The organism is Jeotgalicoccus halotolerans, assembly GCF_003387165.1.
GTDB lineage: Bacteria > Bacillota > Bacilli > Staphylococcales > Salinicoccaceae > Jeotgalicoccus > Jeotgalicoccus halotolerans.
In genome coordinates, this window is record NZ_QUMW01000001.1 from 45,856 (window position 1) to 57,498 (window position 11,643).

Sequence of the window (11,643 nt, forward strand, 5' to 3'; positions counted from 1 at the left end):
AAGATAATTTATGCTTGTTTTGTGACAAAAATATGAACAGGAGGTAAGGCGTTATGAAATTATTACAGCAAACTCAAAAAAATGCAATTTCACAAACAAATATCCGTACCTCTCTACTTTCACAACTATAAATTATTCTAAAATAAGATATATTTGAAAATGGAGAGGCATGTCCTCTCTATTTTTATGCAATTTTTCAGCGTGCACATTAATAGTGCGCGCTTTTTTTGTGCTTTTTCTGAGAGGATAAACACCATCACAGCGAAATAATTCAAAGGGAAATTTGGGGGTAAAATGAATTATGTTTAATTACATCAGGAAAATCAGCTGGTATATTCTCTCGAACAAAAAACGTTATGCATTGATCGTCTTATTTTTGCTAATTGCGAACATCCTCGATATCATTCCGCCGCAGCTGATCGGCCGGACTATCGATTTAATCAATAACGGTGAACTTACCAAGGAAATGACGCGCAATATTCTTCTGATTTTTGCAGGGGTAATTGTTGGAGCTTACATTGTCAGTTACTGGTGGGGCTACCTGCTCTTTGAAGGAGCAATTAAAATCGAATCTATCTTACGCAGCCGTCTAATGCGTAAATTTCTGCTGCTGTCGCCGAGTTTTTATGAAAAAAGCAAAACCGGCGATTTAATGGCAAAAGCAACGAACGATCTTCGGACAGTGAACATGGCAACAGGATTCGGCATTATTACACTGCTCGACTCAACGACCTTTTTACTGACAATTGTTCTGGTCATGGGCTTTACGATCAGCTGGCAGCTGACATTTTTTGCGCTGCTGCCGCTGCCTCTGCTTGCAATTATTGAGTCCCGCCTCGGCAAGATGATCAATAAGCGTCATAAATCTTCCCAGGAAGCTTTTGGGGTGATGAACGATGCGGTCCTGGAAGTGGTTGAAGGGGTCAGGCTGACCCGCAGTTACGTGCAGGAAGATGCTGAAAACAAAAGATTCCATAATTTGACTGAGAACTACTTAAAGAAATTTATGAAGGTGGAAAAACTCGACGCCTTCTTTCAGCCGCTGACGATTATCGTCGTATCAGCAAGTATTGCGATATCGTTCAGCTACGGTGCAGTGCTCGTCAATAATGGTGTGATTACTGTCGGTGAGCTCATTACATTTAACGTTTACTTAAACATGCTGATTTGGCCGATGTTTGCTCTCGGTATGCTGTTTAACATTATGGAACGCGGTAATGCATCCTACGACCGTATTCAAAATGTACTCGACGAAACTGACGATTTGAAAGACTGCGGCAAGTATACAGTGCATGATACAAGCTTCAACTTTAACGAAGTGACTTTTAAATATCCGACAGGAAACCGCAACAGCCTTGAGAACATTACACTCGAGCTGAACAAAGGCGAGACGCTCGGGATAGTCGGCAAAACGGGCAGCGGCAAGTCGACCTTTATCAAGCAGCTGTTAAAAATATATCCGGAAGGCACCGGAGATTTAATTATCGACGGTGTGAATATTTCACAGCTCGATCGCAAAAAATTGCGCGACAAGCTCGGCTATGTTTCCCAGGAAAACATTCTGTTTTCGCGCACTGTCAGAGAGAACATTATGTTTGGCAAACCGGATGCAACCGAAGAGGAAATGATGGAAGCTATCCGTTTGAGTGCTTTTGATGAAGATCTGAAGCGCATGCCGGAAGGACTCGATACGCTCGTCGGGGAAAAAGGAGTATCGTTAAGCGGCGGCCAGAAGCAGCGCATCTCAATTGCGAGGAGCCTGATCAGAAAACCGGATATTCTCATACTGGATGATGCCTTAAGTGCTGTCGATGCACGAACTGAACAGAGAATAATCGACCATATTAAAAACGCCCGCGAAGGCAAAACGACGATTATTATCACACACCGTTTATCAGCAGTGCATCATGCCGATAAAATTATCGTGTTGGAAGACGGCAGGATTGTTGAATCAGGCACTCATAGAGAGCTGTCTGACGGCATCGGCTGGTATTCAAAACAGAACGATTATTTTCTTAAAGGAGGTGAGCCGGAATGAAGGAAATGCTAAAACTGCTCCCTTATATTAAGCAGTACAAAGGAATGTTCACAGGCGGCATACTTTTAATGATTTGCATGGTCGGCTTTGAACTCGCCGGTCCGCTAATTGCAGCGGCGATTATCGATAACCATATTAAACTCGGTGAAGGGAACATTTTAATACGCCCGATTTTATATTTAGTTGCCTTATTTTTAACGATAAAAATGATGCATGCGGTTGCGAGCTACTATGCTCAGATTATTTTAATTTCAGCCGGAACAAGAGCTGTCCAAAAAATGCGGCTCGATGTATTTAAACACGTGCAGCAGCTGCCGATACGGTATTTTGATAATCTGCCGGCAGGTAAAGTCGTTGCAAGAATTACAAATGATACAGAATCGATCCTGCAGCTGTTTGCTTCGGTCATTCCGATGTTTATAGTGAGTATTTTAACTATCTTCAGTATTACGGCGATTGTTTTTTATGTCCACTTCTGGACGGGTGTTGTCATGCTCCTGTTCATTCCGGTCATTATTATCTGGAGTGTATTGTATAAGAAATATTCCAATGAAAATAATCATATTAAACGGGAAAGAAACAGCGATATGAACGCGATGATTAACGAATCGATTAACGGCATGCCGATTATTCAAGTTTTTAACCGTGAAGAACAGATCAGAAGCGAGTTCGAAAAAATTAACGATGAGTATTACGACAGTGCGAGCGGACTTGTCAAACTGGAAAGCCTGTCTGGAGAAAACCTGGCAAACTCTATCCGTTCGCTGGTCTTTGCTATACTCGTATATATTTTTGCAAGCACCTTTCTCGGAGACACCGGGGCGCTCACGGTCGGTCTGATGTACCTGCTTGTCGACTATATTACCCGCTTCTTTAATCCGCTGTTTAATATTATCGGCCAGCTGAGTATTTTTGAGCAGGCGCGTGTAGCGGCAAATAAAGTCTTTGAAATGCTGGAGAGTGAGCCTGAGAAGAAAGAAGGTCATCTGCTGCAGGAGTTCACCGGCAAGATTTCATTTCGTAATGTGAATTTTTCATATGATGGCAAAAGAGATGTCTTAAAAAATATTAATATCGACGCGGCCGAAGGTGAAACTGTGGCTCTGGTCGGTCATACCGGCTCGGGTAAAAGTTCGATTATTAATCTTTTAATGCGGTTCTACGACCCGAACGAAGGTGCGATTTACTTCGATGAGTCCGATACGAAGCAAATCGATAAACAAAGTTTAAGGCAGTTTATGTCGATCGTGCTGCAGGATCCATTTATATACAGCGGAACACTGCTCTATAACGTCAGGCTGAACAATGAAAATATATCGGAAGAGGAAATAATTAAAGCCCTTGAAGATGTCGGGGCGGGGGCGCTTATGACGCGTCTTCCTGACGGTGTTCATTCCGAACTCACAGAGCGGGGCGCGACGCTTTCTTTAGGTGAAAGACAGCTGATTTCATTTGCCCGGGCACTCGCCTTTAATCCAAAAGTGCTCGTGCTGGATGAGGCGACGAGCAATATCGATTCTGAAACAGAACAGCTGATTCAGTATGCCATGGATGTTGTGTCAAAAGACCGCACGACCTTTATCATTGCGCACAGGCTGTCGACAATACAGCATGCGGATCAGATTATACTCTTAGAAAACGGTGAAATTAAAGAGCAGGGCAATCATCAGGAATTAATAGCGTTAGGACAAAACTACAGCAGAATGTATGCAATGCAGATGGGATGATAATAATGACAGAAGAACAATACTGGAAACAGTTTATAGGAAAACATCCGGAATACAAAGATAAAAGCTATACGGCCTGGCAGTTCGGAGCCGATCCGGACATGCTTGCAGAACTCGTCATTTCAGGAAAGAAGACTTTAACATGCAGCAGCTTAAAAGAGTACGAGTTAGAGAATGAGAGTCTCCCTGAAGCTGGAGAATTAAGTATCATACTTGGTAGAGATGATACTCCGAAATGTATTATCGAATGTATGAAAGTGTATACAATTGTTTTTAAAGATGCTGATGAAGAACTCGCTTATAAAGAAGGCGAGGGCGACCGGTCTTTATCGTATTGGAGACAGGCACATCTTGATTTCTTTGGCTGGCTCTATCCTGAAATGGGTCTCGAATTTAACGAGGACGAAAAAATTGTCGTTGAAGAGTTTAAATGTCTATACGTGTAAGGATATAGCTAAAAGTTATAACTGACCATGAATTTAAACGGTAATGCTATTGCGGCGAACCCGTGCTACTATACAATTATATTAACGAAATGAAGGAGTGGTCAGCTATGTCACCAGTAGCAGTAAAAACAGCACCTTTTAAATTTGATAATGTCGGAAGTTTTTTACGTCCCGCTAAATTAAAAGCAGCACGCGAGGAGTTTAAAAATGGCAGCATTTCACAGGATGAACTGACTTCAGTTGAAAACGAAGCGATTAAAGAATTAGTTCAAAAGCAGAAAGATATCGGCTTACAGGCAATTACCGATGGAGAGTTCCGCCGTTCGTGGTGGCATCTCGATTTCTTCTGGGGACTTAACGGCGTTGAAAAATCTGATGTTGAGAATGGCTACAACTTTGTTGATGTCGAAACGAGAGCTGAAACTGCCCGCCTGACAGGAAAAATCAGCGGAGAGAATCATCCTTTTATCGAACATTTTAAATTTGTTAATCAGTTGGCAGATGGAGACGTTATTGCACGCCAGACGATTCCGGCACCTGCACAGTTTTTAGCAGAGCTCGTCCGTCCTGAAAATAAAGCGGCGACGGATGCAATTTATCCGGATGAAGGAGAGCTGCTTCAGGATATCGCATCTGCTTACCAGACATTCATTAAAGAATTACATGAAGCGGGCTGTACGAATCTGCAGCTGGATGATTGTACGTGGGGCATGATTGTAGATGAGGAATTCTGGAAGAGTATGAATGACGAATTTACTGTTGAATCATTAAGTGAGAAATACGTTGAGCTGAATAATAGTGCAATCTCAGGGAAACCCGAAGGACTGACAATTACTACACACGTCTGCCGGGGCAACTACCGTTCAACCTGGGCATCATCAGGTGCATATGACAAAGTGTCGGATGAGCTCTTCGGCAAAGAAAATGTTGCAGGCTATTATCTCGAGTTTGATACAGAACGTGCCGGCGGCTTTGAATCGCTTAGCAAAGTGAGCGGCGACAAACAGGTTGTGCTTGGGCTGATTTCATCGAAAGTGCCTGAACTTGAAGATAAAGAAGATATTAAGGCGCGCATCGAAGAAGCGGCGAAGTACATCGATAAAGACAGATTGTGTCTCAGTCCGCAATGCGGATTTGCTTCAACTGAAGAAGGGAATAATCTGACTGAAGAAGAGCAGTGGGCAAAACTTCAGCTGGTAAAAGAAATCTCCGACGAAGTTTGGGGAGCTTAAAGTGAAAACGCTGTACGGAGCATATCACAACTCCGTACAGCGTTTTTTTATTTGTTCAGAAAATCGACTTCGATTTCATTTTTGCGGGCTTCACGTTTGAATAAGTAGTCGCCGTTTCTAACCGAAGTGAGGACTTCTGCACGTTCGCGTACTGCTTCGTAAGCATCAGCCGCATCCAGCACGATAAAGTTCGCTGAATTGCCTGCCTTGATGCCGTAATCTTCTATGTTCATCACCTTCGCACCATTCGCCGTAATCAGATCGAGTGCTTTATTAATTTCATCGATATGCGTGTAATGTGCCAGATGAATACCGTTATCCAAAATGTTCATCATATTGCCGTTGCCGAGCGGGTACCAGTAATCCGCAATAGAGTCCTGGGCAAAAGCAACGTTATTGCCGTTCTCAAGCAGTTCTTTAACGCGCGTTAAACCGCGCCGTTTCGGATAAACATCTCCGCGACCCTCCAGGTGCGCGTTCTCTGTCGGGCAGGAAATAAAGCTGATTTTAGACTCTTTAAATAAGCCCATCATCTTGTTTGCGTAACTTGCTTCAACGGCACCGAAACTCGTCGTATGGCTCGCTGTTGTTTTCTTGCCGTAATCTTTTTCCATCACGAGCGCGTTCAGCACTTCTAAGAAGCGGCTGTTCGGATCATCATTTTCGTCACAGTGAATATCAATCATGACATCGAACTCGAGCGCGAGATCTACAATCTGTTTTAAAGACTCCACACCGTGCTCGTAGGAAATTTCAAAATGCGGAATGCCGCCGACAACATCGGCGCCCATTTCAAGTGCTTTTCTGACCAGGTTCCCTGCGCCTTTATATCTGAAAAATCCTTCCTGCGGGAAAGCAACTAATTGCAGCGTCACAATATCTTTTAATTCTTCACGCAATTTAAGCAGGGTTTTCATGCCAGTTAAATTTGGATCCGTCACATCGACATGTGTACGAATGTACTGCACACCGTGGCTCACTTCTTTTTGAATTCCTTTTAAGGCACTCTCGCGTACTTTATCTTCAGTTAAATCCTTTTTGTTATCGCTCCAGCGCTGGATTCCTTCAAATAGAGTGCCGGATACGTTGGCGTTGCCCTCCCCGAGACCTGAGAAAATATAATCCAGGTGAAGATGCGGATCAACATAAGGCGGGAGCACAAGTTTACCCTCGAGATCGATAACTTCATCAGCATCTCCGAGATTGCTGCCGACTGCTTTAAAATGTTTATCTCCAACTAAAATTTCAGTTGAATCCGGATCACCATAAATCGTTGCGTTGATAAACTTCTTCATGTGTAAAACTCCTTACTGATAATGAATGATAAGATACATTTCAATTATAGCAAAAATGGGGAGAAACAGACGGTTTGAGGATGCAGGAAGGAGGGGATGAGCAGGGTCATGCTTTTAGTGGCGACCTTGCTCATTTTATCGTAGTTTTCATATTGCTGACGTGTATGTACAGGTTTCAAATGCGTTTCCCTATAAATATCGAATTAGTGACGCATATATTGCCTAAACTAATGTATTTTATCGTAGAATTCGCATTAGTGCAGCATGAATTTTGACAACTAATGCGTTTTTGTATTCATTTCACATTAGTTCCTCATTTTTCTCCGAGACTAATGCATTTCCCTCTAAATTACTGCATCATTGACATATATAATCCCTCATTCCTTAGGCTAGTGTGCTTTATTCCGGCTTTAAACAACAAAAAAGCGGAATCCCTGCTTAGGATTCCGCTTCAATTCAAATTATTTACTTATGCTCTTTTGTTGCCTTTAAACATTCCAAAAATGAATGATACAACAAGAATTAAAATAATCGCTCCGGCGAGTGTACCGATTATACTCATGCCGCCAATGGTAGGTCCAATATCTAAACCGAGTGCGTTACCGATTGAAGCACCGATGATACCCGCTAAAATGTTACCAATAATACCAAATGGAATATCTTTACTAATTATTGCTCCTGCTAGCCAGCCTAAAATACCGCCGACGATAATTGTCCATAACCAACCCATTTTTATTACCTCCTAAAATTTATAAATACGATGTTCTACTAGAATACATTGCCTGTTTCAGGAGGACGTAAACATTCCGGACACAATTTTTATATAATTTTCCGGGTGCTTCTTAAGATAAAGAACAGTAACAGGGACAGTGCGCCGCTTCCCGCACTGATCCAGTATATCGAACTGTAGTCTGCATATTGCGCAACGAGCCCGAATGTAATGGCACCGAGACCGACACCTAAATCAAAAGCGGAAAAGTAGGTGGCATTCGCCATACCGCGTTTTCGAATCGGTGTGGAATTTATGGCAGAGGCCTGCAGAGCCGGCTGAACTGTCCCGAAACCGAGCCCGTAAAGAATCGCGCCGGCAAACAGATATACAGGACTGTTCAGGATGGCGAGCAGTGTGAGTCCTGAAATGATTAAAATAATTCCCGGTATAAAGACGATTGGCAAACCGCGCCGGTCGTAGATGCGCCCGGCAAAGAAGCGCGTCGTAACGAGAGCCAGGGCATAGAGTACGAAATAGATTTGAATATAATGGGACTGGAAGCCCTGCTGGAAAGTATAGGCAGGGAGAAAGGTCGCGATGCCCCCGAATGTAAATGTAATGAAAAATAAAAGTGCAGATGCAGGAAGTGCTCTTTTCTCAATGAAATTAAAACGCTCAGCAGTATCGGCGTCTTCCTGGATTTCAGAATCCGTCAGCGGTTCCGGCTTTACGTAGCGCACATTTAAGGCGAGGACTAAAGCAATCAGCGTGAGCGAGCCGCAAATAATGAACAATGTTGAAAACGCGATGTGGTCCACTAAGAACAGCCCGAGCGCGGGACCGATGGCGAGCGCGAGATTACCGCTCAGTCCGAAAAATCCGAGACCTTCACCCCGGCGGTCTTTTGGCACCAGGTCAGATGCGATGGTGCCGGATGCGGTATTCGACAGTCCCCAGCCGACACCCTGAACAATCCGCACGATAACAAGAATTAATATAGTTGTACTGATTGCAAGTGAGTACAGCGACAGGACGAGAATAGCAAGACCGATTAAAAATACAGGCGCCCGGCCTGTCGTATCCAAAAGTTTGCCGCCGAACGGACGGATTAAGAGTGCTGAGAAAGTGAAGATTCCGACGATGATGCCGACCCAGGTTTCATTTGAACCGATTTCCTGAACGTACAGCGGCAGTGTCGGGAGTGTCATTTGAAATGATGTAAAAATAAAAAAGTTCGCGATAACAATAATAATAAAATCTTTTGTCCAGATTCTGGACTTCTCCTTAGACATAGATCACCCTTCTGACTAAATCACGATATTTATTTCTTTACTCTCAAGTCTACATGATAGGCGTCCGGTTTTCATCCTCCTCTGTACCTATTGTGTTATTGAAATTGAATTGTATATGATATTATTAAATAAATTACATGCAGGGAGAAGACCAGTGAATTTATTAATGATAGACAATTACGATTCATTTACATATAATCTCGTTCATTATATTGAAGGCAATCCATATAAAGCCGGTATTAAAGTAGTGACGCCGGACCAGCTGAACGATAAATTAATAGATGACTTCAATATTATCGGGCTGATTATTTCTCCGGGACCGTCACATCCAGAAGACCGCCCGGAAGTCCTTCAATTTATCGAAAAATATTACAAAGAGCTGCCTGTCTTAGGCATCTGTCTCGGCCATCAGATGCTGTGGCATATGTTCGGCGGTGAAGTGTCGCGCGGTGAACGGCCGGTCCACGGTCATGTTTCGGATGTATATCACAACAAAGAAGGATTGTACAAAGACCTCCCGTCACCTCTTGCCGGATGCCGCTATCATTCGTTAGCATGCTCCGGTGAACTCAGTGATTTTAACATTACCGGCCGCACAGAAGACGGTATTAATATGGCCATCCAGCACAAACGCTATCCTATTTTCGGCGTCCAGTACCATCCTGAAGCGGTCTTGTCAGAACATGGCAGAGCGCAGCTCAATAACTTTATACGAATTGCAGTGGAGGAAAGTCATGAGAGCACATACGAAGTTTAAGAAAAACGGCACGGTTGAAAACCTGTATTTTATAAATCCAGTGACAGTCATGACGAACAGCCTGCCGTTTGAAACTGCTTTAAATAAAGCGGAGCAGTACCAGAAAGATGGCTACTACGCGGTTATTGCTGTCACTTATGAAAAAGACGAGTACTTTATCGGTATTTACGATAAAACAGTGTCGTACGCTGAATTTTTAAACGGCAGGAAACCAGAAAGTTATCAGATGAGCGCACCCCGTCTCAGTGAAACACGGGAGGAAATTGAAAATAATATAGAAGAAGTCAGGAATTACACCCTCGACGGTCATACGTATCAGGTGAACTATACAACACGTCTGTACGGAGATTTTACCGGCGACAGCCACCAGCTGTTTTTAAAATTAAGCAGTCAAAACAACGGCGACTATGCGATGTATCTCGATTATAAGGATAAAAAAATCGTCAGCCTGTCCCCGGAACTGTTTTTTGAAATGGATGCCGGCCGCAAAATTTCAACGAAGCCTATGAAAGGTACCGCACCGAGGTTTGAAGATCCGGCAGAAGATAAAAAAAGCTATGAATTTTTAAGACATTCTAAAAAAGATCAGGCGGAGAACGTTATGATTGTGGATCTCTTAAGAAACGATATTTCTAAAATCGCGAAGCCTGATTCGGTCAGGGCGGCAAAATTATTTACGATTGAAAGATATCAGACTGTCTACCAGATGATTTCAACGGTGGAAGCTGATGTCAGGGATGACATCACGTTAAATGATGCATTTGATGCGCTGTTTCCGTGCGGATCGATCACCGGTGCGCCGAAACAGATGACGATGCGCCTGATTGAGAGCTTAGAGAAGACACCGCGCGGTTTTTACTGCGGCACGCTCGGCCTTCTGTATCCGGATTACTCATGTGTCTTCAACGTGCCGATCCGCACGCTGACGATTACCGGCGAGCGTTATATATACGGTGCAGGCGGCGGCATTACCTACGATTCGAAGGCTTCTTCTGAATTCGAGGAAATACTGCATAAAACGTCATTTCTGAAGCAGGGACAGTACGAGCTCATCGAAACGATGCGGCTTGAAAATGGAACTGTTAAGCGGCTGGATTACCACGCTGCCCGTCTTAAGAGCAGTGCCGGGCATTTTAATTTTGAACAGCCTGATTTTAAGGCAGCAATCGCAGCTTATATAGAAGAAAATAAACTGAATCAAGGAACATTTAAACTCCGGGCAGTACTTTCTGCGGCAGGGCAGTTAAAAATCAGCCATGACCCTCTCGCCCCTGACAGCGAGCCGCTGACGGCAGTGTTTTCTGCAGCGCCGATTCAGGGCGCGCCGGATTTTATCGCGCATAAAACGACGGTCAGACATCAGTACAGCGGGAAAACAAATGATTCTGAAGTCATTTTATATTATAATGATAACTTAGATATTACTGAGTTTAATATCGGCAGTATAGTGGTTAAAGAAGCGAGGGAGTATTACACGCCTCCGGTCTCCGCCGGCATCCTTCCGGGTGTGATGAGACAGTCTTTAATTGATGAAGGTGTAATTACGGAACAGAACATACCGATGAATACTCTCTGTCATAAGTACGATTCAGGGCAAATTGACTTATTCATGATAAACAGTGCGCGGGAATGGGTGGCAATCAAACTCGCGGAATGAGGTGGCTTATGTTTACATTAATTTTAATATTACTTATTGTTGCAATCGTTGTACTGACGCACTTTATCGTCACGTACCTCTTTAGAAATGACGTTAAGATCGTTGGAATCACAATCGGTTTCGCCGGCGTCATTCTTGCAATAATTGTTTTTGGCATTGCTATGGGCAGCTTTACGGAATACGTTGCCGGTGAACTGGAATTCTTTTACCGATAAGAGGAGTGGACTCATGATTTTTGCAAATGGAGATAAAATAATTACCTATCAGGAAGATGCATCAGTAATTAAAAATATTAAAGCGCAGTACGACAAGAATGGACTGCACATCGAGAACCCATACATTGGGGAAGTGGCATTTACAAAAAATACAGTCAGTTTTTACTATGATCCGGTTGTAGTAATGGAAAATGAGAATACGATTGAACCGGCATCCTATATCATTTCCATAGTAGAACCTGTGCTTGACAGTGTAAGCGGAGGTAAATAAG

11 protein-coding genes are annotated in these 11,643 nt (G+C 43.3%); 8 read left to right on the forward strand and 3 right to left on the reverse strand.

Going from position 1 to position 11,643, the window contains the following annotated elements; translation table 11 throughout:
- Window positions 1-301: 301 nt before the first annotated feature.
- The 4 genes from DFR63_RS00310 to DFR63_RS00325 all read left to right on the forward strand — a co-directional run bounded on the left by DFR63_RS00310 (window position 302) and on the right by DFR63_RS00325 (window position 5,443).
- Complete coding sequence (locus DFR63_RS00310; protein ID WP_115883790.1) at window positions 302-2,038, forward strand: ABC transporter ATP-binding protein; 1,737 nt, start codon at window positions 302-304, stop codon at window positions 2,036-2,038.
- Entirely contained in the window at window positions 2,035-3,765 is a 1,731-nt protein-coding gene (locus tag DFR63_RS00315) for an ABC transporter ATP-binding protein (RefSeq protein WP_115883791.1), read from the forward strand. Before DFR63_RS00310 ends, DFR63_RS00315 begins: the two co-directional genes overlap by 4 nt.
- Window positions 3,766-3,770: 5 nt before the next feature.
- A complete protein-coding gene (locus DFR63_RS00320; protein WP_115883792.1) occupies window positions 3,771-4,211 on the forward strand; it encodes an ASCH domain-containing protein in 441 nt (146 codons plus the stop codon).
- A 107-nt stretch (window positions 4,212-4,318) separates the two neighbouring features.
- Window positions 4,319-5,443 (forward strand): 5-methyltetrahydropteroyltriglutamate--homocysteine S-methyltransferase, encoded by a 1,125-nt coding sequence (locus tag DFR63_RS00325; RefSeq protein ID WP_115883793.1) that lies wholly within the window; start codon window positions 4,319-4,321, stop codon window positions 5,441-5,443.
- A 47-nt stretch (window positions 5,444-5,490) separates the two neighbouring features.
- On the opposite strand, the gene DFR63_RS00330 is transcribed toward DFR63_RS00325, so the two are convergent.
- The 3 genes from DFR63_RS00330 to DFR63_RS00345 all read right to left on the reverse strand — a co-directional run bounded on the left by DFR63_RS00330 (window position 5,491) and on the right by DFR63_RS00345 (window position 8,742).
- Window positions 5,491-6,738, reverse strand: coding sequence for an amidohydrolase family protein (locus tag DFR63_RS00330; RefSeq protein WP_115883794.1), 1,248 nt, complete (start codon window positions 6,736-6,738; stop codon window positions 5,491-5,493).
- A 469-nt stretch (window positions 6,739-7,207) separates the two neighbouring features.
- A complete protein-coding gene (locus DFR63_RS00340) occupies window positions 7,208-7,468 on the reverse strand; it encodes a GlsB/YeaQ/YmgE family stress response membrane protein (protein ID WP_115883796.1) in 261 nt (86 codons plus the stop codon).
- An 89-nt stretch (window positions 7,469-7,557) separates the two neighbouring features.
- Window positions 7,558-8,742, reverse strand: coding sequence for an MFS transporter (locus DFR63_RS00345; RefSeq protein WP_115883797.1), 1,185 nt, complete (start codon window positions 8,740-8,742; stop codon window positions 7,558-7,560).
- A 154-nt stretch (window positions 8,743-8,896) separates the two neighbouring features.
- Between DFR63_RS00345 and DFR63_RS00350 the strand changes: the two genes are divergently transcribed.
- The 4 genes from DFR63_RS00350 to DFR63_RS00365 are packed head-to-tail and all read left to right on the forward strand — an operon-like array spanning window position 8,897 to window position 11,642.
- Window positions 8,897-9,499, forward strand: a complete 603-nt coding sequence (locus tag DFR63_RS00350) for an anthranilate synthase component II (protein ID WP_211313770.1) — start codon at window positions 8,897-8,899, stop codon at window positions 9,497-9,499.
- Window positions 9,477-11,156 (forward strand): aminodeoxychorismate synthase component I, encoded by a 1,680-nt coding sequence (pabB, locus tag DFR63_RS00355; RefSeq protein ID WP_162842241.1) that lies wholly within the window; start codon window positions 9,477-9,479, stop codon window positions 11,154-11,156. The genes DFR63_RS00350 and pabB overlap by 23 nt, the downstream gene beginning before the upstream one ends.
- A gap of 8 nt (window positions 11,157-11,164) precedes the next feature.
- Entirely contained in the window at window positions 11,165-11,371 is a 207-nt protein-coding gene (locus DFR63_RS00360; RefSeq protein WP_115883800.1) for a hypothetical protein, read from the forward strand.
- A 13-nt stretch (window positions 11,372-11,384) separates the two neighbouring features.
- Window positions 11,385-11,642, forward strand: a complete 258-nt coding sequence (locus DFR63_RS00365) for a hypothetical protein (RefSeq protein WP_115883801.1) — start codon at window positions 11,385-11,387, stop codon at window positions 11,640-11,642.
- Window position 11,643 lies beyond the last annotated feature (1 nt).